Below are 23864 nucleotides of genomic sequence, written 5' to 3' on the forward strand. Positions count from 1 at the left end.
TGGCCCTTAACGGTCGGGGTCGGGGCGAAAAACGACAGGCTAAGCACAAAGTCGGTTAGAGGGCCACAGTCACCTGAGTCAGGCAGACTGCGCAGCGGCGTCTGCCTCGGACCCCTTGGCCATGCGTTCATCAAAGTGCTGCGCCAGCAGCTCGCCGGCATGCGCAATGTGCGCCTGCATGGCAGTGCGGGCCCGTTCCGGGTCTTTTGCGCGGATCCCTTCCAGCACATCGGCATGGTCGTCCACGGTGGCCTGCGGCCAGCCGTGGATCGTTGAGTAAAACTGCCGCGGTACATAGCGCGTAATCAGCCCCAGCGCCCACACGATCTTGCGGGAATCGGCTAGCAGGTTGATTTCGCGGTGGAATGCGTGGTTCTTCTCTTCAAGGAGCGCATGGTCGTTACGTTTGGCGGCCGCAATCATCTCGTGGTGCAGTGCATCGAGTTCGGCTATTTCTTCGCCACCGGCAATAACTGCCGAGCGGGCTGCCAATTCGCCGCCGATCAGCGCCTGGACCTGGAACAGGTCGCGGATGTCCTTGCCTGTAAGCGAGGCGACGAGGAACCCTTGGCGAGGGACCAAATCAAGGAATCCTTCCACGCGCAAGGTCTGCAAAGCCTCGCGGGCCGGCGTGGTGGAGATGCCCAGAGCCTCCCCGATGACCTCCGGGCGGACCGGTGCGCCGGGGTGAAACTCACCGGACATGATGAGGCCCCGGACGTAGGCCGATGCTTCATCGCTCAGTTGCGGGCGGGCCCGTAGCTGCGGTTTGCGGCTGATCATGGTCGGCCATCACTTTCTGCTGAATGTTCAGTCTCCAAAATACTGCATGTAAGCGCTAACTTCGGTCAGTTGGGCAGGGTGGCCAGGCCCAATTCTGCAAGGATCTTGTCCGTGTGCTCACCGAGTGCCGGAACTGGGTCCATTCGGAAGTCTGCCTCCCGGGAGGAGACGGGTGGGATCAAGCTGCGCAGCGGACCAACGGGCGAGTCAACATTGCGCCAGCGGTTCCGGGCGGCGAGCTGGGGGTGGGCCGCAAACTCATGCATGTCCCGCAGCTGGGCGTTGGCGATGCTCGCCGCATCGAGGCGGGCCAAAACATCTGCGGTCGGGAGCACAGTCAGGACGGAGTTGATCTTCTCATGCAGGAGCGGCCGGTTGAGGACCCTCAGAGCGGTGCCGGCAAACAGGGGATCGGTGGACAACTCGGGCTGCTGAAGGACCGTGTCGCAGAACGTAGCCCATTCCCGTTCATTCTGGACGCTGAAGAAGACCGTTCCGTCACTGGCCCCAAATGGCCCGTAGGGGGCGATCGTCGCGTGCTCGGCACCACTGCGTGGCTGTTGTGTGCCACCGTATTCGGCATAAAAGTAGGGCTGGCCCATCCATTCGCCGAGGGCTTCGAGCATGGAGATTTCCAGTACGTCGCCGCGCCCTGTGCTGCCACGCTGGATGAGGGAGGTGAGGATGCCGGAATACGTGTACATCCCGGCGCAGATGTCCGCAATGGACACCCCGACCTTTGCCGGTGACTCCGGTGTGCCGGTGACGCTGAGCAAACCCGCCTCGCACTGGACTAGGAGGTCGTAGGCCTTTTTCTGTTCATAGGATCCACCATGGCCGTAGCCGGAGATGGATGCGTGAATGAGGCGGGGATTCAAGGCCAGTGCGTCATCGGCGCCCAGGCCCAGGCGTTCGACGGCGCCCGGGGCCAGGTTTTGGACCAAGACGTCAGCTTCTGAGACCAGCTTCCTTAAAACCACCAGTCCGTGCTCTGACTTCAAGTCCAGGACGATGCTTTCCTTGCTCCGGTTGAGCCAGACGAAATAGCTGGCCATGCCGTGGACCTTGGTGTCATAGCCGCGGGCGAAGTCGCCCGTATCCCGTTCCACCTTGATGACGCGCGCGCCCAAATCCGCGAGTTGTCTCGTGGCGAACGGTGCCGCCACAGCCTGTTCCAGGGATACTACGGTAAGTCCCGCCAAAGGCAATGCGCTCATGATTGTTCCGCTCCTGCTCGTACTAGAATCCGTTTGGCCCGTTCGGTCACGGGGCGGTCAATCATTTGTCCGTCCACTTGGGCGGCTCCGCCCTCGGCGCCGATCACTGAGTGCGCCCACTCGACTTCCTCGGCCGTTGGGGCAAAGGCCTCATGAACAGCGCCCAGCTGGGCGGGGTGGATGCACAGCTTGCCGCCGAATCCGAAGCCGCGACCCAGGGAAGCGGAACCGGCCACCTTGACGGTGTCCTTAATGTCTGTCGTAGGGGAGTCCCATGGAGCCGCTATCCCCGCCGCGCGGGAGGCAACCACCAGCTGCGATCGCGCATGGTCCAAGAACCGGTCGCTGTCCCCGGCATCGATGTCCAAGGCAAAGTCGATGGCTCCGAAGGCCAGCCTTGTGACGCCGGAAACTCTTGCCAGCTCAAGGGCATTGACCAGGCCAGTCGCAGATTCGACCAACGGAATCAATGCGAGGCCGGCCGGCAGGTCCGCTGACAGCCCATGCAGCCGGACGGGGTCTTCGGCTTTGGGCACCATGATGCCCAGAAGGCCATGGCCGGAAGTCTGCGCCAGGGCAAGCAAAGCGGCTCTTTCTGCGCTATGGCGTGGGGAATCTATCGGGTTTACCCGCACCAGTGCACGTAACCGGGTATCTTCATCGTCGGTTGCTGCGAGGGCGGCAAGTGCAGCTGACAGGGCCGCCTCTTTGGCAGCTGGGGCGACAGCATCCTCAAGGTCAATGATGACGACGTCGGGACCGGCAGCCGCCGCTTTGGCGAACCTTTCGGGCCTGTCGCCGGGGACGAACAACGCAGTAACGGCACGGGTGGCAATCTCAGTGCCGGTGGCCAGGACGTCCAGACTCACTGAAAGTCCTCGACGTTCGGAAGCGTTGATTCGTCCGGCCGGGCACCTTCCACAGATGGCAGGTACCCCTCTCGGTAGACCATGAACGTGCGGCGGTAGCTGATCACGATGATGCCGTCCTGGTTGAATCCCTCTGTGGCCACCGTGACCAGGCCCAGGGTGGGACGTGACTTGGACTCCCGAACGGCAAGGACTTTGGAACGCGCATAGATGGTGTCGCCTTCGAAGACGGGCTTTGGCATCCGGACTTCATCCCAGCCCATGTTGGCAAATACGTTCATGGACAGGTCGATCGTGGACTGTCCGGTGACCAGTGCCAGCGTGAAAGTGGAGTTGACCAGGGGCAGGCCAAACTCGGTACTCTTCGCGAAGTTGGCGTCAACATGGGTCTTGGCGACATTCTGCGTCATCAGGGTGAAGTTCTGGTTGTCTGCCTGGGTGACCGTCTTACCAAACGGGTGGTAGTAGATGTCTCCCACCGAGAAATCCTCAAACAGGCGCCCTGTCCAACCAGGCACCACCTGCGTTGCCGTGTCTGTCTGTACGCTCGCGTTCCGTTCGCTTCCCGCCGTCATCGCCGCTCCTTGCGTTCATTGGAAGGTGTCCGATGAAGTCGGCACAACTCCTTCAAATATATTCTGTATCCATGCCAGCATCTCGCGGAAGATCCCTGATGTCAACAGTTAAAACGCACATATAGACCATGAAAATTCGCTAGATCAGACTCTTGCAACAGTAGAATATATTATGTATTATTTGGCTAAAGAGTGTCGAACACGACCGTCAAAGGAGCCACAATGGCAACCACAAACGCCCGACTTGAAGAGATCCGCGAACAAACCCGTGCCCTGTGCGCACAGTTCCCGGGGGATTACTGGCAAGAGGCGGACCGCAACCGAAGTTACCCGCAGGAGTTCGTGGACACCCTTACGGAGGCGGGCTTGCTCTCCGCACTGATCCCCACGGAGTTTGGCGGGCTCGGACTCGGTCTCACCGAGGCCAGCGTCATCATGGAAGAGATCAACAAGTCAGGTGGGCACTCTGCCGCCTGCCACGCGCAGATGTACACCATGGGCGCGGTGCTCCGTCATGGAACCGAACAGCAAAAACATGACTACCTGCCACAGATCGCCGCCGGGAAGCTGCGTTTGCAAGCATTCTCCATCACAGAGGAGAAGGCTGGCTCGGACACCACCAGCATCGAGACGGAGGCGGTGCGGGACGGGGATGATTTCATTATCACCGGCCACAAGAACTGGACCAGTCGGATCGAAGATTCGGACCTCGCACTGGTGCTGGCCCGCACCTCGGCCAAGGGAGAGGACAAGACAAGCGGCCTGACACTGTTCCTCGTGGACCTCCGTCAGGTCCGTTCCGAACAACCGGACGCCCTGAAGATCGTTCCCGTTCGCACAATGTTCAACTACGCCACGAACCAGGTGTTCTACCGAGGCATGCGGGTCCCGTCCTCCGCCGTCGTGGGGCAGGTAGACAAAGGCTTCCGTTACGTGATCGACGGTTGGAACGCAGAGCGAATCCTACTTGCCGCTGAAGCAATTGGTGACGGCTACTGGTTCACAACGACAGCCACCAACTATGCCAACAACCGGGAAGTCTTTGGACGCAAGATCGGCGCCAACCAGGGTGTGCAGTTCCCCATAGTCGATGCGTACATGAAGGTCCGTGCCGCGGACATGATGCGCTATGAAGCCGCTCGGCTCTTCGACGCAGGCGAACCGTGTGGAGCCGAAGCCAACATGGCCAAGCATCTCTCTTCGGAAGCAAGCTGGGCCGCCGCGAACATTTGCCTCGACACGCACGGAGGCTACGGCTTCGTGGATGCCTACGACGTCGAACGGAAATTCCGCGAGACACGCATGTACCAGGTTGCCCCCGTCAACAACAACCTGATCAAGGCGTTCATCGGCACCAAGGTCCTCGGCCTGCCACGGTCGTACTAAGCTCCGACGGGCCAATGCCCAAAAAAGAGGTCTGCCATGCAGCACTTCATCGAGCCGTCCCCAGAAATACGGCTGGCGGCCAGTGTCATTCTTTTGCGCCCCGGAGCGATGGGCGTCGAGGCGTTTGTTCAGCATCAGGCGTCGACCATGGACTTCGCCGCCGGAATGGTCGTCTCCCCAGGTGGCAAGACCGATTCAGGGGACCGGTGCGGCGATACGGACGGCGAGCACCCACCCGACGCCGTCATCCAGCACGCCGCGGCCTGGCACTCAACGGACATCGGACACGGAGGCGACGACCCCGCGCGTTGTGGCAGGGACCTTGCTGTGCGCTGCGCGACGGGAAATGCAAGAAGAAACGGGACTCCTGCCCCCAGCCGTATCATTTCGACCATGCGCCAACTGGGTCACCGATCCCGGACGTCCAAAGCGTTTCGACACCTACTTCTACCTGGCCCTTTCCGGAGTCAGGGAAGAACCCCGGCAGCAGACGACGTACCGCCAAAATTTTTGGAGGTCGGGCTATAGGCGGCGGTAGCCCAATGGACGCGGTGTGCAATCTATTTCGTGCACCCACGATCGGCGTGTTCACGGTATAGTATTCGAATACGGTATACGTAAATTCGATTATTGTTACGAGTCTGTACGCTAGAGCGAGGAGGTGCAAGTGGAAATCAAAAAGATTGCCATTGACAGGGTGACGCTGGCTGATGCTGCCTATGCCCAGATTGCCGGGGGGGTCCTCTCGCAAGACCTGCGGCCGGGAACGCGGTTGCTTATGGACGAGCTCGCCGAAGCGCTGGGCATCAGCCGCACGCCCGTGCGTGAGGCGCTGCATCGCCTTGAAATGGAACGGGTGATTGAACCCCACGGCCGCAGGGGGTACGTGGTGCGTGAGTTGAGCGACTCCGAGTTGGACAAACAGTATGAAGGGCGTGCTGCAATCGAGCCCTATGTCCTTGCCGAGGTTGCGCGCCGCGGTGGCTCTGCAGCGGCTTTCTTGCGGCATGCGTTCGAGGAGCTGGTCGAGTTACCTCAGACAACGGCAATGGAGGTGTTTCAGGTCAATAAGGCGATTCACCGTGCTACGGTTGAGGCCCTTGACAACGAGTTCTTGCTGCGTATGTTCGACGTCAACTGGCAAACCGGAATCGGTATTCGTGTCTGGGCAGATATCCTTGAGAAGGGCCAAGCCGTCAATTTCGCGGATAGCCACCGCTCCTTGGTTGAAGCTGCCGAGTCCGGCGATGCTGACCTTGCCCGTCGAGTTGTCCAGGAGCACATCTATGCAGGCCGCGGCCTCCATCCGCTGCACGGGCCGCACTCGGCTCTGTAACCTTTCAGGAAGGGCAACGGGAGCGTGTGGCATTTTCCATTGCGAGTAGCAGACGCGGCGTTGACGTCCTTTGGTCCGAGAGTGGAAGGCCGAGTCCTTTGGTGGCAATGAAGGACTCGATCATTTAGTTGTCGACCGGGGTACCTGAAAAATGCGTGTCTCACGGAATATGCGTTCGATGTCGTACTTGTCGACAAAGCCATGGCTGCCGTGCGTATCCCGGGCAGCGTTGGCCGCCTGGTGGCAGCTGGCTTCCAAGGCCAATTGCTCGACCAAGTTGGCTTCGGTGCCGAATGGCTGTACGGTGTCGAAAATCCAGGCCGCTTTGAAGCACATCAAGTCTGTGGCTCGAATCGTCATGTATGCGTCGGCAATGGGAAATCGTACACTCTGGTTGTAACCGATCTCGCGGCCGAAGACTTCGCGGCCGTTGGCCGGCTCCGGGGCGTGATGAGTCAACCAATGCCAGTAGTGCACGGCCGCCGAAACCAGAAGAATACGCTCGGCGTTCAAAGCTTCGAGCACGTTGCGGACGCCGATGTCCACCTCGGCAATGTGGGCCGAGGCCGACATCCGCATGCTGGGGTAGTGGATTTGGTTCGTTGAGTGGTTGAACATGGTGCGGGCGTTGATGACCTCGCGAGTAACCGTTTGCCCCGCGCGCACCTGGCGCAGGCCTATCAGGGTCAGGACTATCCCCTGGGCGTGCTCGGCCTACCTTGATCGAGATTCGGGTCGTGACCAGCACCAGGTCCGTCTCGTCAACGTGACTCGTCCAGTTCTTGTGGCCGGTGATGAAGAGATCATCCCCATCCCGCACCGCCTCCGACTCAATGCTGGTGGGGTTTGAACCGGCGGTATCCTCGGTGACGGAAAAGGCGTCCGGTCGAAGTCGGCCAGATGCGATCTCGGGCTGGTTGGCAAACTTATACGCAACGCTGCCATGTGGAAGAACAGCTCCCATTGCATGCATCAGTGCATGACAGGTTTCAGAATGGCCTGCGAAGAGGTTGATTTCCTTCAGGATAAGACTGGCTTCCGTTAGCCCGTAACCCACCCCTCCGTACTCGGTGGCCAAGGACCTCCGGGACCTGGTTCGGGCGCTGGCCTTGCTGGCCTGGGAACTTGCACACCGTGTAGCCTCCCGGGCCGGCAGCGCTGGCCTGACCGAGTTCTCAGCGTTGCGCCAGAACTCATGGCCGCTGCCGCTCGCACCGACACCTCGCAGGCGGAAAAATCCATTCCTTCCACTGTCATCTAAGGTCTCGCCGGATATTGCAAGATCCTATGGGTGCCCGGCCTGACGGTCCGCTACGTTCCGAGCAGGTTCCATGCCGCCATTTCCGGTTGGTCGGAAGCCACCATGGCCGACAACACCCAAATCCTGGTTCCCCTCACGCACGGGGCCGCCGAAGCAGTACGCCCGGGGCTGAAGAACCGTGCAGCGTGAAAGGCATTGGGCCTGGACGGGTCCGTCGCTTTCGGCCGTGCGCCGTCATCGACGGCCATGCGCGTCTGGCCGCCCCGCTCGTGGGGAAGGTAATCCCGCGGCGGAGGCCGTTCTTCCCCCGCCGCGGTGGTTTGCGTTAGGAGACAAATTCCTTGACCAACTCGTCGTCGTTGTTCTTCCTGTGCTCCAGCCAGAAGCCGTAGCCCAGCGCCACTACAAAGACTACGAACGGCAGAGCCGCCAGAGCCCACCCTGTGAAGTTCATCTCCCAGGGCTGTCCGTCGGTGCCAGCAGTTCCACTGATAAGGCCGAACCGTGAGAGCAACAGGTACTCTGCGATCACAATGGACACCAAACCCAGCAGCGGTGCTACGAGCGTATTCCAGAGCCGGGTATCCGCTCGGGTCTCGCGGAAGAAGCGGATGACGGCCAGGCACACCAGGCCCTGAATGAATGTCAGCCCTAGGATTGCCGTGATGGCGAACCAGTAGAAGAGCGTCACCACGGGGTCCAGGCCAGCCAGGGCGAAAGCCACGATCGTGATCACGCCAATCGCAGTCTGCAGCACGGAGGCACGCACGGGCGTCTTGAAACGGCCAGTGGTGCCGAGCTTGGCGGGCAGCAGGCCGGAACGGCCCATGGCGAAGAAGTAGCGTGTTGCCGAGTTGTGGAACGCCAGGACGCCCGCGAACAGACTGGTGATGAGCAGCCAGCTCATGAGTTCTGGCATCCACGGGCCCACATAGGTGCCGGCCACAGAGAAGAGCAGCTGCGCCGGGTTCGCCAGAGGCGTTCCGTCGAGCGTGGTCAACGCGAGCGTCTTTTTTACGATGTCCGCAGAACCGGCGCCGGAGATGATGGCGAAGGAGGTCAGGGCAAAAATGAGTGTGATGATGATGACGGCCGCATAGGTGGCGCGGGGGACAGTCTTCTTCGGGTTGCGGCTTTCCTCGCCGTAGATGGCGGTGGCCTCGAATCCGATGAAGCCGGCGAAAGCGAAGGCAAAAGCAACTCCGGGAGCGCCCTTGAAGATTTCGGTGGGGCTGAACGAAGCCGCAATGTTCAGCCCGCCCGGCCCCCCGCCATGAAACAACACGGCCAGGCCGGTGATGATCATGGAGAGAAGTTCCAAGGACAGGAGCACGCCCAGGACCTTGGCCCCGAGGTTCACATTGAGGATGCCAAACACCTGAACGATGGCCAAGGCCACCAGACACCAGAACCACCATGGCATCGAGAAGCCAATGGAGGCCATCTTTGCCGAGACGGTCGCACCTAGAAAGCCGTAGATGGCGGTCTGGACAAGGCAGTAGGAGAGCACCGAGACAAAGGCGGAGGCAACGCCCCAAGGGGCCCCGAGGCCACGGCCGACGTACGCGAAAAACGCGCCGGCATGCGTAACATGGTGACTCATGGTGGCGTAGCCGACGGCAAAGAACAGCAGCATGATCCCGGCAATCAAGAACGCCCCTGGGGCGGCGGCGCCGTTGCCTAGGACGATCGTGCTCGGGACCAGGCCGGTCATCCCTGCAATGGGTGCGGCCGCAGCGACGACAAAGAAGCAAATTTCGGTTACACCCATGGAGTTGCGGTGCAACTGATTCTCTGGCGTTGAGTCGGTGCCGGGGCTGCTAACAGCCACGGTTTCTTCCGGTGGAGTCATGGTGATGCACTTCCTTGTGTTTATGCCGATTGGTTGGTGTTGAATAAGAGGTTGGGACGCCGACCTGCGGTGCGGGTTAGTTCGCGATGAGGACAGCGCGGCCTTTGATCTTGCCGGAGCGCAGCAAATCGTGCGCCTCCTGTGCCTGGTAAAGGGGGAGCGTCTGGATGCTGTGTTGCAGCTTGTGGCCGCGGGCGAAGTCGAGGAGCTCTCTAAGGTCCTCGAGGCTTCCCCAGATGCTCGTGGTCAGTACCGTCTCACTAGGGACCGCGCCGACGCCGAAGGGGATTCGTCCACCCCAAAGTCCGACGACGACGATGATCCCCTGCCGGTCTATGGCTGCCGCGGCAGCGGCGAGGGTGGCGTCGGCGCCCACGAAGTCGATGACGGCGTCGTACTTACCGTGCAGTTCGTTGCTGTTGCATGTCACGTCCGCCCCGAGTTCTGCGGCCACGGTGAGTTTTTCGGCGCTGGTATCCACGACCGTCAGCTCGACGTCGGCCAGGGCCTTGAGAAACTGTATGGCAAATTGACCCAGCCCGCCGGCGCCGATGACTACTGCCCGGGAGCCGGGCCGTAGCAGATGGGGCAGTGCCCGCTTGACGGCGCGGAACGCCGTGAGTCCGCCGCATGCCAGCGGCGCCGTCGTAGCGGGGTCCATGTCGCCGATGGGCAGCAGGTACTCCCGTCGGGGCACTTTCATATATTGGCTGTAGCCACCGTCTGAAACGACGCCGGCCTCCCGGCCGTTGGGGCAGATCATTTCCAATCCGGCCGAGCACTGGCGGCACTCGGCGCGCCCACAACCCCATGGCGCATAAAGCAGGACCCGGCCGAGTTCGGGGTGTTCGCCCACAACTTCGTGGCCAAGGACGATCGGGTATGGTCCACCGAAGTCGCCGTCGGCAACATGCAGGTCCGAGTGGCAGACACCACAGGCTAGAACTTTTATGACTTCCTCCCCGGCCAACTGGGCTACTGGGATGTCGCGTTCGACGACCTCCAGCTGTGCGTGGGGTTTTGATGCAAGCACTGTGATCAAGTCAATCTCCGTTGTTTTGCCATGGGTGGTTGATTGTTGGCCGGGTATGACATAGATTACACCTATCGGATACCAAATACGGAATATCAAATTTATAGTTTTTTGAATCGAGGAACCATGGAAGCCAAACCGTTGGCGATCCCTGCCACACTGGACGATTGCGCTCGGATTGCCCGCGAGAACGGGGTTCATACTGTCGAGTGCTTTTTTGTCGATACGTGGGGCATGCCGCGAGGAAAGATGCTCCCGATCGAGCAGTTCCTGACGGGTTCAGGCTTTTGCATCGCTCGAGTGGCCTACTCATGGGACACCCGCAGCGACATCCATCCCACGCCTTGGGCGCAGCTGGACAGCGAATTTCCGGACATGCATGCAGTGCCGGACCTGGACACCTTCCGAGTTGCCGGCTGGACCGAGGGTCTGGCCACTGTCATGTGCGATATGGAAGATCCCAAGACCCATGAGCGCATCGCGATGGATGCCCGTGGGAGGGTTAAGGAGACCCTTAAGGAATTCGAGGCCTTGGGCTACACGGTCAAGCTGGCAACCGAGCTGGAGTTCCACCTGTTCACCAGTGACTGGAAGCCCATATCAGACAAGTCCTACTGTTACTCCCTGGATCGGGCCGAGGAACTGGAACCCGTGGTCGGAGCGATCCGTGCCGCCCTGACGGCCTCAGGCATTACGGTCGAGGCCAGCAATATTGAGTATGGGCAATCCCAGGTCGAGATCAACCTAAAATATGGCGACGCGATCACGATGCTGGACAACACCATCCTCTTCCGGCACATCGTGCGCCAAGTTGCCCGCCAACACGGCTACAACGCCACGTTCATGGCCAAGCCCATCAACGGGGGCGCCGGCAGCGGCATGCACGTTCATCAGAGCCTGTGCGATTTGGACGGTAACAATGTCTTTGCCGCCCAGGACACATCCGATCCGGTCCATTCTGATGTCATGCGGCGCTACCTTAGCGGACTGGTCCACAATCAGCTGGCCCTGCAGGCGATCGCCATGCCGACCATCAACGACTACAAACGCATCGTGGACTACTCGTTCTCCCCGACACAGGTCTGCTGGGGTCTCGACAACCGAATGGTGGGCGTGCGCTGCATCACCAATGCGGGCCCGGGAACCCGCCTCGAAGTCCGGTGGGCCGCGGCTGACGCAAACCCATACCTCGTGGCCCAGGGTTACCTTCAGGCTGGTCTTTACGGCCTCCGCAACGACCTGCCATTGCAGCCCATGTCGGGCGGCGACCCCCATGCGGACACGTCATTGCGCCGCATCGCCCACAGTCTCGAGGAGTCAGTCACCAACTTCTCTTGCAGCCCATTTAGCAAGGAAGCCTTCGGTTCAATTTTCGTGGACACTTACACGGCAATGCAGCGCACCGAATTGGCCGCGTTCGCCGCCCACGTCACTGACTGGGAATTCAACCGCTACCACGACATTCTCTAAGCCGAAAAGGAATACGCCGTGCACAAGACCATACTGCTGATCACCCACGAGCAGACCTCAGCCACCGATACCGGTATTGTCGGCCGGATCCTGCGCGAGGCAGAGCACACCGTTATTACGCATGCCATGTTCCGCAAGGGTGCGGACGGCGCGCTGAAAGTTGACGTCAACTTCCCTCCTCTGGAGGGTATTGATGCCGTCATCGCCTTCGGTTCCTTTAGCCACATTTATGGCATCACCGAGGACTGGCTCCGGAGCGAGATCGACTATGTCGCCGAGATCCACTCCCGTGGGATTCCATATATGGGCATCTGCTTTGGTGCCCAGCTATTGGCCGAGGGCCTGGGTGGGCGCACCGTCCCGTCGGCGCGAATCGAGGTGGGCCTGATTACCTTCGACGCCGGTTTCAGCTGTCCCATTTCCTCCGGACCGTGGTTCTCGTGGCACAGTGACAAGGTCGAACTGCCTGACGGTGTCGAGATTCTGGCCAAAACCGCCATTGCGCCCCAGGTCTTTCGCCAGGGTCGCTCAATCGGCCTCCAGTTCCACCCTGAGGTCAATCTTGAACTGCTGCGTGAGTGGGTGCGGATCGGAGGGAGCGAGCTGGATGGGGTGCTCAATCACGGGCAGCTGCTCAAGGACTGGGCAGACAATGAGGACCAAGTGCACCAGAATACGCGTGTAATCCTGGACTGGTTCCTGGTCGGGGCCGACGCGCCCACACCCGTGGGTTGAGACGCGACCAAAATAGAAGTGGAACGGAAGTGATTTAACAGTGAAGACACCAACTCGCAGGCCCTTGATTGCCGTGCCCGGCAGGTTCTCCGAGAGCGCCTCGGCACTGCGATACAAAGCCGTCGTGAACGCCTATGCCCTGATTCAGGGCGTCTATCAGGCTGGTGGAGAGCCGCTGACAATGCTGCCGGCTTCTGCGCGCGGCGCCACCGAGGAGGAGATCTACCAGGAAGTCTCCGCCAGACTCCCATTTGCCGACGCCGTGCTGTTGCCGGGCGGAGCTGACATCGCCGCCTGGCGGTACGGACAAGAGGTGCATCCGGAAGCCGACCACTCCGACGAACTTCAGGACGCCTTTGACTTGGCTGTAGTGAGGTTCGTCATCGCCAACAAGGTGCCCACCCTGGCGGTGTGTCGCGGCATGCAGTTGCTCAACGTGTCTCTAGGTGGGGATCTGACGCAGCACCTGCCGACGCCACACATGAATCGCATCCACAACATCAGCTTGGATGGGCGCAGCCCCTTGGTGTCGGCCATGGCCAGGAATCCGGAGGTTTCTTGCTACCACCACCAGGCCGTGGACAGGCTGGGGGAGGGTCTGGTGGCCACCGCGTGGGCCGAGGACGGAACCATCGAGGCCTTGGACCTGGAAGGCGCTGACTTTTGGATCCACGCAATCCAGTGGCATCCGGAGGACACGGTGGCTCACGACCTCGCGCAGCAGGCGTTGCTCAAAGAGTTCATCGCCAACATCCCGCTTCGTTGAGGGAGTGCCCAAAGGGTCAAGGCAGCATAGTAGTGGATACAATATACCGTATACGAATTTATTTGATCACATCTGCAACCCGACATTATATCGATCTGCAAGTCGACAAAGCTTGGAGCGCCTCTGGTGGCGCGGCGCCGAAACGCCGGGCCGGCCACTCGATTACGGCGACGATGCCCGAATTGTCGGAAAGACCCAGGAGACGGAAGACATGACCCAGACCAGCGTTCACACGCATGATGCAGTATCAGACCTCGCCTTTGAGGACGGGGTGCCCTACGGGTACTTCGACGAGGCACGGCGCGATGATCCCGTGCGGTGGATTGAGGAGGAGGGGGGACCTGGTTACTGGTCCGTCACCCGCTACGCCGACGTCGTTGCCGTTACACGCAACTTCCAGGTGTTCTCCTCCGAGGTGGGCGGGACTATCCGCGAGGACATCGCTCCCGAAGACCTGGCAGCCAGGAAAACCCTGATCGACACCGATCCGCCCGTGCACACCAGCATGCGCCGCCTTCTCTCCCCGCGCTTCACACCTGGCAGTGTCCACAAGGAATGGGTGGGTTTTGTGGAAGAACTGGTTGAAGAGACCCTTGGCACGGCCTTCTCCCGGTCACGTTTCGACTTCGTAGAGGACGTGGCCGCCGTCGTCCCTATGATCGTGCTGGGCGAACTCCTTGGCGTGCCTGTCGAGGACCGGGCGTACCTGAAGTCCTTGGGTGATGAGATGATCGCCAGCAGCGACCCCGACCATGCCCCGCGCACGGCGGAGTCGCCCGAGCGTGTCAAAGAAAACAGCGGATTTCCGTTCTCGAGCCCCGCGGGACGGGACATGTGGAAGTACGCTGATGCCCTGCGCGACAAACGTCGGGACAACCTTGGCCATGACGTTTTTTCGTTGCTGATGACGGGCAACTTCAACGGACGTAAACTCACCGAGAGGGAACTGGACAACTTCTTTTCCCTTCTGGTCGTGGCTGGCAACGAGACCACCCGTATGGCTCTCTCACACGGCGTCCTGGCGTTTGCCCAACACCCGGAACAGTTCCGCCGGCTGAAGGATGATCCCACCCTGCTCAACACAGCTGTCGAGGAGATCTTGCGCTGGGCCACGCCGATCCACCACTTCCGCCGCACCGCTCTCACGGACACCGTAATCGGGGAGACAGCGGTCAAAGCGGGGGACAAGGTGCTGATCTGGTACGCCTCCGCCAACCGTGACGAGAACGTCTTCCCCGACCCGTACAGCTTTGACATAGGCCGCAAACCCAACCCGCACATTGCGTTTGGCGGCGGCGGCCCGCACGTATGCATGGGCAACTCGCTGGCACGTTTAGAACTGCAGATCGTCTTTCGAGAGCTTGCAAGGCGCGTGGAAACGATTGAGCTCGACGGTCCCGTGGACCGTCTGCGCTCCAACCTCACCCACGGGATCAAGTCACTTCCTGTCCACTTCACGTACGCCTGAAACGTGCGGACACCAGAACACTAAGGAACGCCATGACACAAGATGTAACGACGAATGCAGGGACCATCACGGTCTCGGCCGCCACGCAAGCCTTCGTAGGGAGAACGCAAGGCTTGCGCATTGGCAACGATACGGACCGCGAGGGCAGTGGAGGCAGCACGTTTGACTCGATCAACCCCATGACGGAAAAGACCCTTGGGGTGATCGCTTCGGGGACGGCGGACGACGTTGCGGCCGCCGTTGCAGCGGCATCCTCGGCACTGATCGATCCTGATTGGGGTGGCGCCAGCCCTTCCGTGCGCGCCCAGTACCTCTTCGACCTGGCCGACGCGGTCACGGCTAACCTGGAGCAGTTGGCCGAGCTGGAAACCCTGGACATGGGCAAGCCCATCTCCCAGGCCCGCGACGACGTTGCCGGTGTAGCAGCCGTCTTCCGCTACTACGGCGGTTGGCCCACCAAGATCGAAGGCTCCATCAATCCTGTGCGGCCGCCATACATGGGTCTGACGCAAATTGAGCCGCTGGGCGTCTGCGGGGCGATCACGCCGTGGAACTTCCCTGTCGTCATGGCCTCGCACAAGATCGGCCCGGCGCTTGCCGCCGGGAACACTTTGGTGCTCAAACCGGCCGAGGTGAGCAGCTACTCCACTCTATTCCTGGCCGATTTGGCCCGTGAAGTTGGCCTTCCGGCTGGTGTGCTCAACGTGGTGCCCGGTCCCGGAAGGGTTGTGGGGCAGGCCATCGTGGACCACCCTGACGTGGTGAAGATTTCCTTTACCGGGTCCACTCCTGTGGGACGGCGCCTTCTGGAAGACGGGAGTCGGCAGATGAAGAAGGTCAACGTCGAGCTTGGCGGCAAGAGCGCCAACATCGTCTTCCCTGATGCTGACATCTCCGCGGCAGCCCGTGGCACAGCGGAGGCGATGTGGGAGAACGCCGGTCAGGTTTGTGTTGCTCCGACCCGGATGTTTGTCCACGAGGACGTGTACGAGGAAGTCGTGGAGCAGCTGGCAGCACTGACGCGCGTGCTGCGCATGGGAGATCCGTTGGCGGAGGACACCGAGATCGGCCCGCTGGTATCGCGCAGCCAATACGAAAGCGTTCGCGACTATATTCAGATAGCCACCCAGGAGGGTGCGCGCTTGAGCGTGGGTGGCGGAAGTCCAGAGCGAGAGGGCTACTTCGTGGAGCCGACCATCTTCACCGACGTCAAAAACAACATGCGAATTGCGCGCGAGGAAGTCTTTGGACCAGTACTGACCGTCCTGCGCTTCCGCACAGAAGAGGAAGTGGTGCGCCTAGCCAACGATTCGCCCTACGATTTGGCCGCTGCTGTTTGGACCCGCGACGTGGGCCGCGCCATGCGCATGGGCAAGGCGCTGCACGCCGGCACCGTTTGGGTCAACACTCACGGTCGGCTGGATCCCGCTCAGAGCTTTGGCGGTTACAGCAAGTCCGGGAACAGTCGCGAGCTGGGACGTGAGAGCGTCATGTCTTACACGCGCTCCAAGGCCATCATGATCGACCTCTCGGCCTAGGAAATAAGGCGTAGGGCGTCCACAAACGGGTCCCGCTGGCACGAGGAGGGGGAGCCTTCGCGCGCTTTGGTTAGGATCGCACCGGGCTGTTGGCAAGTATGGCAATAGCGCATACGGTATATGTAAATACGAAAACGACTCTGGCTGTTGTTCTTTAGCTTTACCGTCCGCGCATTGTGCAGAACCAAAATCACATAATTCCACTCCAGAAGGAGGCGGCCAGATGACCGCAAGCACCATAGTTGGCGGACCAGACCTCGTTCAAGAGCGCCGGCTCACCACCGAAATCCCTGGTCCGCGCTCGCGCGAGATCCTCGCCAGGAAGCACGCCGAGGTCGCGCACTCTGTCGGCCACACTCTGCCCATCATCGTCGCGGCGGCCGGCGGCGGGACCGTCGTCGACGTGGATGGTAATTCTTTTATCGACCTCGGCTCCGGCATTGCCGTCACCGGAGTCGGCAACGCGAATCCCCGCGTCGTGAAGGCAGTCGTCGACCAAGTCCAGAGATTTACACACACTGCTTTCACCGTGGCACCCTATGAGGGGTACATCGAGGTGGCCCGCAAGCTCAACGCCATCACGCCCGGGAACTTCACCAAACGTACGGCGCTGTTCAACTCTGGCGCCGAGGCCGTTGAGAACGCTGTGAAGATTGCCCGGAATGCCACGGGCCGCCAGGCAGTCGTCGCTTTTGACCATGCGTTCCATGGCCGTACGAACCTCACCATGGCGCTGACTGCCAAGAACGCGCCATACAAGCAGGGATTTGGGCCTTTTGTCCCTGAGCTCTACCGTGTGCCGGCGTCATACCCGTACCGCGATGGCGGGCTTTCCGGCCCTGAAGCCGCACGGCGGTCCATTGAAAAGATCGAAAACCAGCTGGGCGCCAAATCCGTGGCCGCCATCATCATTGAACCGATCCAGGGTGAGGGCGGATTCATCGTCCCGGCACCGGGCTTCTTGCCGGCACTGCGCGAATGGACCGCGCGCAATGGCATTGTTTTCATTGCCGATGAGATTCAATCCGGCTTCGCCCGGACCGGGGCCTGGTTCGCCATCGATCATGAAAGAGTCATACCAGATTTGGTCACAATGGCCAAGGCGATTGCCGGTGGACTACCGCTTTCCGCAGTCACGGGACGCGCCGAGCTCATGGACGCGCCGCAAGTAGGAGGCATCGGCGGCACGTACGGCGGAAACCCCGTCGCATGTGCGGCAGCCTTGGCCGCGCTTGAATCCTATGAGGAGGACGGACTGATCGAGCGTGCCTGTCACATCGGCGAGGTGCTGAAATCCCGCCTGGAATCACTGCGGGCGAGTGACCCCCGTATTGGTGAGGTACGCGGCCGTGGCGCCATGATCGCCATCGAGCTTGTTGACCGGCAAACCAACGAGCCCGACGCCGAGCTGACTGCGCGCGTGCTGAAGTACGCCCACAACAACGGAGTAATACTGCTGGCCTGTGGGACTTACGGGAACGTTATACGTTTTTTGCCGCCGCTGACCATCTGCGATCCGCTGCTGGAAGAAGGCATCAGCATTGTTGCTGAGGGGCTGTCGCAGTCATGAGTTGCGCACCACTGAGACTTACATCACGGCGGCCCCAGGGCCGGGGACACGAAAGGACGGTAAGGCAATGACGATCCAGGAAAGCGAAACGGCCACTGACAAAACCCAGGAGGAAATGCCCGTCTACCGGCACTTCATCAACGGCGAATTCAGTGAACCGGGCAACGGTACATACTTTGACAGCACCAACCCCTACACAGGAAAGGTCTGGGCGCAGATAGCCGATGGGAACACCGAGGACGTGGCGCGCGCTGTCTCCGCGGCCGTGGACGCATTCAAGATTTGGGGCAAGAGCAAGCCGCAATACCGCGGTAAACTGCTGCTGGACTTGGCGGACCTGATCGAGACCAACTGTGAATGGCTCGCCGAAATCGAAGTCCGCGACAACGGCAAGCTCTATGCGGAGATGCTGACACAGACCCGCTATATGGCTGGGTGGTATCGCTATTATGGAGGCTTGGCGGACAAGGTGGAGGGTGCCGTCATCCCCACGGATAAGGCGAACATCCTCAACTTCACTCGGCTGGAGCCGCTGGGCCCGATCGCCATGATCACTCCATGGAACTCCCCGCTGCTCTTGCTTGCATGGAAGCTGCCGGCCGCGCTGGCTGCGGGGAACACGGTCGTGATCAAGCCCTCGGAATTTACTTCGGCCTCCACCCTGGAGTTCATGAAGCTATTCAACGAGGCAGGCTTCCCGCCCGGCGTCGTCAATACAGTGACGGGATTCGGTCAGCAGGTCGGAGCGCCACTTGTCATCCACCCGGATGTTGCCAAAGTCGCTTTCACCGGATCCGAGCTTGCCGGGCAGAAGATCTATGAGAGCGCAGCCAGCCAGTTCAAGCACGTTTCGCTGGAACTGGGAGGCAAGTCCCCGAACATCGTCTTTGCCGACGCGGACCTCGACGCCGCCGCTTCGGGTGTTATATCCGGCATCTTCGCTGCAACGGGCCAGACCTGCATCGCCGGGTCCAGACTGCTGGTTCAACGCTCCGTCCACGACGATTTCGTGGCTCGCGTGGTGGCTCTGGCCCGGCAGGCGAAAATCGGCGACCCCATGGATGCCGAGACGCACGTCGGCCCCGTCACAACGCTCCAACAATATAAAAAGGTCCTGGACTATATCAACATTGCCCGCAACGAGGGCGCCGAGTGCGTTCTGGGCGGCAACGCCTACACCGGGCCCGGAGCCACAGGCGGGCAGTTCGTGGAACCGACCATCTTCACCAACGTCCGCAACGATATGCGCATCGCACAGGAGGAGGTCTTCGGGCCCGTCTTGGCAGTCATCCCGTTCGACGACGAGGACGAGGCCCTGGCCATCGCCAACGACGTGGTCTATGGCCTGGCGGCCGGCGTGTGGACACGGGACATTGGCCGGGCAATTCGTATGTCCGAGGGGCTTCAGGCCGGGACGGTATGGGTCAACACCTACCGTGCGGTGAGCTTCACGTCGCCGTTTGGTGGGTACAAACGCAGCGGACTTGGCCGAGAGAGCGGAATTGACGCCATCAAGGAGTTCCTGCAAGTGAAGTCGGTGTGGATTTCGACTGCACCGGACGCGTCGAACCCCTTCATCATCAAGTAACGACACATGCTCAGTAGGGCGGCACCCGGCCCGGGTGCCGCCCTACTCTTTGTTTTGATTCGCGCTGGACAGCCGGTACGCATGAAGGGGCGGGACCGTGTCCGGATCCCGCCCCTTCATTTTCGACTAGCTGGTGTCAGTGGACGGCCAACTCGGTTAGGACCCCGGAGAACCATTCGACGGCCTTCTCCCCAACGGGCTCCCAGGTCGACGCATCGTAGCGGCCAAATTCGCCAATGCGCTCCGCGCCTAACGCGCGGAGCTTGTCATCAAGCTTGGTCGCTCCTTGGCTGTACGTTTCGGTATAGAAGGTGTCGCCCAGCCCGAAGATGGCATAGCGCATTCCGGAGAGGTCCGGGCCAACGATGCTCAGGTCAGCAAAGAAAGGAAGCGCGGTGTTTGGCAGGTCCCCCTCACCGTAAGTGGAGCAGATGAAAACGTATACCGGGTCGTGTTGCAGTTCCGAGATGGAGAAGTCCGACAAGTCGTGGATTTCCACTTCCTGGCCACCGTCGCGCACCGAAGCGGCGATGTCCTCGGCGGCCATCTCGGCGTTGCCTGATTCAGTTCCGAACAATACCTGTATTTTCATTATTGCTCCTGTTGGGGTTAGTTTTCGCTGGCGCCCAAGGCGCCGGCCAGATGGTTGTTGGCGATCGCCACCATGCGTTCGTGGCTGGGGAATTTTTTGCGCGTGCGGCCTTCGGCGGCCGCTCCAGATTCCGCGATGTCCAGGCGCTTCCAGGCGTCGTAGTCAACGGCATGTGCTAGTGCCTGCCAGGGGATTCCAGCATGGCCGGGCTTTGTCGACATGTCCAGCGTCGGCAAGTCCCGAAGGATCTCCTCTGTAACCGACTTGGCGCAGGCGCGGTTCGCGGCTATGGTCCCGCGCGAACCTCTCTTGACCCAACCAGTGCGGTAGAGGCCGTTGCCGAGCTGCCCGGTTGTGGCGTTGGCCTGGATCGGTCCGAGTCCGTGCCAGTCGTCCTCATCGAAGTCAAAGCCGACGGCAGTCACCACAGAATCCGCGACCACCACATTAGTTGCCCCCTGGCTACCCGTCGCAGCCAGCTCAACGCCGCACACGTGACCATCGCCGAGGATCTGGATGGGGGCATGGCCAAAGTGGAAGGAGACCTCCACCCGAGTGTCTGGACCGCCACGGGTTTCCAACAGGGTTTCAATTGCCTTGGCTCGAGCTCCCGCTATGCGCGAGGCATCATCAGGAACGGAGAATGGGTCTAGACAAGAGAACGCCACGCCGGGAATGCGGCCAAGCTCTGCCAGCATCACAGGGTCGGACGGGGCGTTGGCCACGCTGGAACGGCAGATGAAGTCGATGTGTCGCACGGGGGACTGCATGTATTCAGCCAAGGCTGCATCGTCGATATCCGTGTTTGCGAAGTCGGCCGGTTGCTTGGCGAGCAATCGAAGGACATCAATGGAGACGTTGCCGCCGCCAATGATGGCCACCGATTCACCCAGTCTCGGCATGCCTACCGTCTGTAGCGGGTGGGCATTGAACAGCCTAGTGAGGCGTCCGGCCCCATACACTTCCGGCAGTCCTTCGCCGCATATACCTAACGCGCGGTCGCGGGAAAGCCCCGTGGCCAACACAACGATGTTGTGCAGCGACCGCAGCTCTTTCAGGCTGACGTCGGATCCGACCTCCAAATTTCCAGCAAAGCGGACATTTTCGCGCTCAAAAAGGCGGGCGAACTGCGCTTGGATAGACTTCGTGTTTTGATGGTCAGGAGCCACGCCGTAGCGGACCAGTCCGAACGGCGACGCCAAGCGGTCGTAGATGGTGATTTGTGCATTGGGCAGGGCCTTGCGGAGGCCTTGGGCGGTATAGCAGCCAGCCGGACCGCTGCCCACGATGGCAATGGAAACTGTGGAGTTCATTCCCAATCTTCTCCTGCGGGGTCGGCGTCGCTGGAGGCAACGTGTAGATGAATCGGCGCCAGTGATGAGCCGACTTTGTATTTGCTGAAGAACAGTTCGCTGCCGCGGTCTGTGAGGCGGGGATCCAGCACGACCGAGCCCAGATTGCCGGGGGTCGCAGTAGCCAGAACCATCCGGGTCCCTGCAGGAGCGGCATCGTCAATGATGCTCAGCTCAAGCACGCCGTCGACGAGGGTGAGTGTGGGTTTGGCAATGCGCACCGCCAAGACTCCCATGTACGCGCGGAATGAGACCTCCCCGAGGAATGCCATTGTACCCTCGGGCTGTTCGGGGGCCTCAGTTAAAGGGAAGACGTAGCTGCCGTCTACATCGCGAAACGCACCGCCGGACGTGGTGACAGTTCCGTCGCCGGTCTGGCATCGGACATAGTCGTCGAAGCCGATGTTGATGCGCCACCGTAGCCAGACGACGCCGTTGGTGGTGTCGAAGGCCGCATGATCTTGACTTGATAACTTCATGCACTCAGAGTATACCGGATACGAAATACTCACAAGATACGCATAGATCAATGTGTGGGTCGCCAGGGTCATCGGCGATTTCTGCGCACCCCTGATCGCGCTGAATGACCCAGGGAGAAGCGGCTCCATATACCGGGCTCTGAACTGTTTCTGTAAACTAGTCTGACCAAAACTTGGTTGATATCTGGGTCGGAGAAATTTCGGACTCTCCCATCTTGAATTCAGAATACGTTCTGAGTTAGCGTTTCATTATGACCAAACTAGCCCCATCTCGAACGACTTTTCAGTCGTCTGAACTAAGTCGGGCGTCTGCCGATGTCTTTGCGGCCGCGGTGGATCACCCTGTCCGCGTCACTCGCCGTGACGGCGAGGCACTTGTGCTGATGTCTGAGAGCGCAGATCGTGCCCGTGCTTCGCTGTTGGAACTTGCTGTTCAGCTTGTCGCGGCGTCAACGAATACGGATGGAAGTCTTGCATCTCGCATGAGCGATCGATTCCCTTGGATGCTGGCCTTGAGCTCAGCTGACCGGGAAGTCTTCGCGAATGATATTTGGACGGCCGCTCGCGCATCTTTCGCAACCAACCAACCTCACTTGGCCACTGCAGAGCTCAAATCCTGGAGTGAATCGGCGACGGCCATCGCGGCCGGTCTTGGCAATGAGCCCGTGGAATGGCTGGATGACTCTGAATCGGTCGAGCGTCCCTAAGAGATGGCAAAATCCGAAAAGGTTGAGCGGCCAACGAAGAAGAATGAATACGAACTTCGGTTTGCATCTGTTCAGGCGAAGCGTGGCTGGACGGATCTGAAAGCTACGGCCAAGAACTCTTTGACTGATTCGTTGGACTTTCTGACCATGACGTCGCGGTCCACAACTCCGAACAATTACCGCTTACATAGTGATCTGGGTAGCGTCACGCGCGATGGTTCCACCCATGAGCGATGGCAGCACAAGCCAACACTTATAGGAGATGCGCGTATCTGGTTCTACGTTGTAGATCGAGTGGTCTATCTGGAGCAGTTTGCATACGAGCCATCTCCATGAGACTTGTAGTACGGCGGCAAAATGAACTCCGCCCGTGTTTGCCGTGCGCTGCCCGGTACGTTGAGGTCCTGTAAGGCTTGAACGTCACCGCAGACTCAAAAAAAGGAGTGTTGACAGTGTCAACACATTTCCTGCCGGACTGACGCGGACGGCGTTAAACAGGGCTGGTTTCCGCATGTTTCCGCGGAGATCCAGTGTGTGCAAGGGGCTTTCCCGGGTTCGAGTCCCACCTCGGGCACCGTATTACCGCAGGTCAGAATCACAATGACCCTTGAAGTGTTGACAAAACCACGGTTTTTGTTGTCGCGGTGTCCCCGTGCGCTTGTCCTTGTATGCAGCCTGCCGGGTATCTAGGGACTGATTTAGCTGTTGTTCAGATGCCGCTCCTCTGTGGTGATAGGACTGAATTTTCCTTATACGTGTTCATAGTGTTTCGGGGCCTTGCAACGTGTGCGGCGAGTTGCCGTTTACGGACGGTGCCGGAGGTTGGAGTGCGCGCAGCCTCTACTGGCAGAACGCCTGCCTGCCGACTCTCGGGGACATCTCCGCAAACAAGCTGGACGCGCACTTTCGCCAACTCATGCCGGACGGGTTCAAGGAAGCAGCGGATGCCATGGCACGGGCCACGAACAACTGGTCCGGGGGAGGACCTGCGCCTAATCAACATCGTGGCAGCGGGCCAGTGCGGGAATGAGTTGCTCCGGATCTCCGGTTCGGGCGGCCTTGAGAATTTCGCGGTGGGTCTGGGCCACCTGATTGATCTTGTCCGTAGACAGGTCGTAGGAATGCGTGATCCGCCGCTGCGGCGAGTTCTCCCCAATGCCCTGCAGCGTCTTGAGGAGAACCTGGCTGGGGCACGGTGCCACCATGGCCAGGTGGAACTCACGCATCGCGGCGAACAACCCTGCTTCGTCCCCTTCCAGCACAGCCACGCCCTGGGCAATGAGCACA

The 23864-nt window shown here is 60.4% G+C and carries 22 protein-coding genes and 1 pseudogene; 11 read left to right on the forward strand and 12 right to left on the reverse strand.

Annotated elements, in window-relative coordinates; translation table 11 throughout:
- Nucleotides 1-78 precede the first annotated feature (78 nt).
- The 4 genes from CVV68_RS09370 to CVV68_RS09385 form a co-directional block, all read right to left on the reverse strand.
- On the reverse strand, nucleotides 79-783 hold the full coding sequence (locus tag CVV68_RS09370) for a GntR family transcriptional regulator (protein WP_110500746.1): 705 nt from the start codon (nucleotides 781-783) through the stop codon (nucleotides 79-81).
- Between the two features lie 65 nt (nucleotides 784-848).
- A complete protein-coding gene (locus CVV68_RS09375; RefSeq protein ID WP_110500747.1) occupies nucleotides 849-2000 on the reverse strand; it encodes a CaiB/BaiF CoA transferase family protein in 1152 nt (383 codons plus the stop codon).
- Nucleotides 1997-2869, reverse strand: a complete 873-nt coding sequence (locus tag CVV68_RS09380; RefSeq protein WP_110500748.1) for an HpcH/HpaI aldolase/citrate lyase family protein — start codon at nucleotides 2867-2869, stop codon at nucleotides 1997-1999. The genes CVV68_RS09375 and CVV68_RS09380 overlap by 4 nt, the downstream gene beginning before the upstream one ends.
- Nucleotides 2866-3444: a MaoC family dehydratase gene (locus CVV68_RS09385; RefSeq protein WP_110500749.1), complete on the reverse strand. Its 579-nt coding sequence runs from the start codon at nucleotides 3442-3444 to the stop codon at nucleotides 2866-2868. The genes CVV68_RS09380 and CVV68_RS09385 overlap by 4 nt, the downstream gene beginning before the upstream one ends.
- Nucleotides 3445-3666: 222 nt before the next feature.
- On the opposite strand from CVV68_RS09385, the gene CVV68_RS09390 reads away from it, so the two are divergent.
- On the forward strand, nucleotides 3667-4830 hold the full coding sequence (locus CVV68_RS09390; RefSeq protein ID WP_110500750.1) for an acyl-CoA dehydrogenase family protein: 1164 nt from the start codon (nucleotides 3667-3669) through the stop codon (nucleotides 4828-4830).
- Between the two features lie 667 nt (nucleotides 4831-5497).
- Complete coding sequence (locus tag CVV68_RS09395; RefSeq protein WP_170133134.1) at nucleotides 5498-6166, forward strand: GntR family transcriptional regulator; 669 nt, start codon at nucleotides 5498-5500, stop codon at nucleotides 6164-6166.
- Between the two features lie 120 nt (nucleotides 6167-6286).
- On the opposite strand, the gene CVV68_RS09400 is transcribed toward CVV68_RS09395, so the two are convergent.
- Complete coding sequence (locus tag CVV68_RS09400; protein ID WP_110500752.1) at nucleotides 6287-6832, reverse strand: acyl-CoA dehydrogenase family protein; 546 nt, start codon at nucleotides 6830-6832, stop codon at nucleotides 6287-6289.
- A 76-nt stretch (nucleotides 6833-6908) separates the two neighbouring features.
- Nucleotides 6909-7139: pseudogene (locus CVV68_RS24915) on the reverse strand (acyl-CoA dehydrogenase family protein); the annotation flags it as partial.
- 318 nt (nucleotides 7140-7457) lie between these two features.
- Here CVV68_RS24915 and CVV68_RS23450 point away from each other — a divergent pair.
- The gene (locus CVV68_RS23450) at nucleotides 7458-7616 is read left to right on the forward strand and encodes a hypothetical protein (RefSeq protein WP_170133135.1); all 159 of its coding nucleotides are present in this window, start codon (nucleotides 7458-7460) and stop codon (nucleotides 7614-7616) included.
- Between the two features lie 136 nt (nucleotides 7617-7752).
- Here the strand turns inward: CVV68_RS23450 and CVV68_RS09410 are convergent, their stop codons facing one another.
- Together CVV68_RS09410 and CVV68_RS23145 are read right to left on the reverse strand one after the other, a co-directional pair.
- Complete coding sequence (locus CVV68_RS09410; RefSeq protein ID WP_110500753.1) at nucleotides 7753-9279, reverse strand: APC family permease; 1527 nt, start codon at nucleotides 9277-9279, stop codon at nucleotides 7753-7755.
- Between the two features lie 76 nt (nucleotides 9280-9355).
- Complete coding sequence (locus tag CVV68_RS23145) at nucleotides 9356-10312, reverse strand: alcohol dehydrogenase catalytic domain-containing protein (protein ID WP_245933449.1); 957 nt, start codon at nucleotides 10310-10312, stop codon at nucleotides 9356-9358.
- 126 nt (nucleotides 10313-10438) lie between these two features.
- On the opposite strand from CVV68_RS23145, the gene CVV68_RS09425 reads away from it, so the two are divergent.
- The 7 genes from CVV68_RS09425 (at nucleotide 10439) to CVV68_RS09455 (ending at nucleotide 19447) form a co-directional block, all read left to right on the forward strand.
- Nucleotides 10439-11782, forward strand: a complete 1344-nt coding sequence (locus tag CVV68_RS09425) for a glutamine synthetase family protein (RefSeq protein ID WP_110500755.1) — start codon at nucleotides 10439-10441, stop codon at nucleotides 11780-11782.
- An 18-nt stretch (nucleotides 11783-11800) separates the two neighbouring features.
- On the forward strand, nucleotides 11801-12517 hold the full coding sequence (locus tag CVV68_RS09430; RefSeq protein ID WP_110500756.1) for a type 1 glutamine amidotransferase: 717 nt from the start codon (nucleotides 11801-11803) through the stop codon (nucleotides 12515-12517).
- Nucleotides 12518-12557: 40 nt separating this feature from the next.
- On the forward strand, nucleotides 12558-13283 hold the full coding sequence (locus CVV68_RS09435) for a gamma-glutamyl-gamma-aminobutyrate hydrolase family protein (RefSeq protein ID WP_110500757.1): 726 nt from the start codon (nucleotides 12558-12560) through the stop codon (nucleotides 13281-13283).
- A gap of 211 nt (nucleotides 13284-13494) precedes the next feature.
- Nucleotides 13495-14751: a cytochrome P450 gene (locus CVV68_RS09440; RefSeq protein ID WP_110500758.1), complete on the forward strand. Its 1257-nt coding sequence runs from the start codon at nucleotides 13495-13497 to the stop codon at nucleotides 14749-14751.
- 32 nt (nucleotides 14752-14783) lie between these two features.
- The gene (locus tag CVV68_RS09445) at nucleotides 14784-16289 is read left to right on the forward strand and encodes an aldehyde dehydrogenase family protein (RefSeq protein WP_110500759.1); all 1506 of its coding nucleotides are present in this window, start codon (nucleotides 14784-14786) and stop codon (nucleotides 16287-16289) included.
- Nucleotides 16290-16512: 223 nt separating this feature from the next.
- Nucleotides 16513-17859 (forward strand): 4-aminobutyrate--2-oxoglutarate transaminase, encoded by a 1347-nt coding sequence (gene gabT / locus CVV68_RS09450; protein ID WP_110500760.1) that lies wholly within the window; start codon nucleotides 16513-16515, stop codon nucleotides 17857-17859.
- Between the two features lie 67 nt (nucleotides 17860-17926).
- Complete coding sequence (locus CVV68_RS09455) at nucleotides 17927-19447, forward strand: aldehyde dehydrogenase (RefSeq protein ID WP_245933438.1); 1521 nt, start codon at nucleotides 17927-17929, stop codon at nucleotides 19445-19447.
- 136 nt (nucleotides 19448-19583) lie between these two features.
- Here the strand turns inward: CVV68_RS09455 and CVV68_RS09460 are convergent, their stop codons facing one another.
- From CVV68_RS09460 to CVV68_RS09470, 3 genes are read right to left on the reverse strand one after another with little or no spacing between them, the layout of a single operon-like run.
- Nucleotides 19584-20039, reverse strand: coding sequence for a flavodoxin domain-containing protein (locus tag CVV68_RS09460; RefSeq protein WP_110500761.1), 456 nt, complete (start codon nucleotides 20037-20039; stop codon nucleotides 19584-19586).
- A gap of 17 nt (nucleotides 20040-20056) precedes the next feature.
- Complete coding sequence (locus CVV68_RS09465) at nucleotides 20057-21352, reverse strand: FAD-dependent oxidoreductase (protein ID WP_110500762.1); 1296 nt, start codon at nucleotides 21350-21352, stop codon at nucleotides 20057-20059.
- Nucleotides 21349-21870 (reverse strand): HtaA domain-containing protein, encoded by a 522-nt coding sequence (locus tag CVV68_RS09470; protein WP_211320773.1) that lies wholly within the window; start codon nucleotides 21868-21870, stop codon nucleotides 21349-21351. Before CVV68_RS09470 ends, CVV68_RS09465 begins: the two co-directional genes overlap by 4 nt.
- A 251-nt stretch (nucleotides 21871-22121) precedes the next feature.
- Between CVV68_RS09470 and CVV68_RS09475 the strand changes: the two genes are divergently transcribed.
- Nucleotides 22122-22577: a prevent-host-death protein gene (locus CVV68_RS09475; RefSeq protein WP_110500764.1), complete on the forward strand. Its 456-nt coding sequence runs from the start codon at nucleotides 22122-22124 to the stop codon at nucleotides 22575-22577.
- A gap of 992 nt (nucleotides 22578-23569) precedes the next feature.
- Here CVV68_RS09475 and CVV68_RS09485 read toward each other — a convergent pair.
- Nucleotides 23570-23863 carry an FCD domain-containing protein gene (locus tag CVV68_RS09485; protein WP_110500765.1) on the reverse strand — a complete coding sequence of 98 codons (294 nt, stop codon included), beginning with the start codon at nucleotides 23861-23863 and terminating at the stop codon, nucleotides 23570-23572.
- Nucleotide 23864 lies beyond the last annotated feature (1 nt).

The sequence above is a fragment of the Arthrobacter livingstonensis genome (genome assembly GCF_003219815.1).
Lineage (GTDB): Bacteria > Actinomycetota > Actinomycetes > Actinomycetales > Micrococcaceae > Specibacter > Specibacter livingstonensis.

Coding starts and splice junctions, on each gene's coding strand:
- CVV68_RS09385 (WP_110500749.1), bottom strand. CDS start 3,444: ATGACGGCGGGAAGCGAACGGAACGCGAGCGTACAGACAGACACGGCA.
- CVV68_RS09455 (WP_245933438.1), top strand. CDS start 17,927: ATGACGATCCAGGAAAGCGAAACGGCCACTGACAAAACCCAGGAGGAA.
- CVV68_RS09460 (WP_110500761.1), bottom strand. CDS start 20,039: ATGAAAATACAGGTATTGTTCGGAACTGAATCAGGCAACGCCGAGATG.
- CVV68_RS09445 (WP_110500759.1), top strand. CDS start 14,784: ATGACACAAGATGTAACGACGAATGCAGGGACCATCACGGTCTCGGCC.
- CVV68_RS09470 (WP_211320773.1), bottom strand. CDS start 21,870: ATGAAGTTATCAAGTCAAGATCATGCGGCCTTCGACACCACCAACGGC.
- CVV68_RS09375 (WP_110500747.1), bottom strand. CDS start 2,000: ATGAGCGCATTGCCTTTGGCGGGACTTACCGTAGTATCCCTGGAACAG.
- CVV68_RS09465 (WP_110500762.1), bottom strand. CDS start 21,352: ATGAACTCCACAGTTTCCATTGCCATCGTGGGCAGCGGTCCGGCTGGC.
- CVV68_RS09475 (WP_110500764.1), top strand. CDS start 22,122: ATGACCAAACTAGCCCCATCTCGAACGACTTTTCAGTCGTCTGAACTA.
- CVV68_RS09425 (WP_110500755.1), top strand. CDS start 10,439: ATGGAAGCCAAACCGTTGGCGATCCCTGCCACACTGGACGATTGCGCT.
- CVV68_RS09370 (WP_110500746.1), bottom strand. CDS start 783: ATGATCAGCCGCAAACCGCAGCTACGGGCCCGCCCGCAACTGAGCGAT.
- gabT (WP_110500760.1), top strand. CDS start 16,513: ATGACCGCAAGCACCATAGTTGGCGGACCAGACCTCGTTCAAGAGCGC.
- CVV68_RS09440 (WP_110500758.1), top strand. CDS start 13,495: ATGACCCAGACCAGCGTTCACACGCATGATGCAGTATCAGACCTCGCC.
- CVV68_RS09410 (WP_110500753.1), bottom strand. CDS start 9,279: ATGACTCCACCGGAAGAAACCGTGGCTGTTAGCAGCCCCGGCACCGAC.
- CVV68_RS09390 (WP_110500750.1), top strand. CDS start 3,667: ATGGCAACCACAAACGCCCGACTTGAAGAGATCCGCGAACAAACCCGT.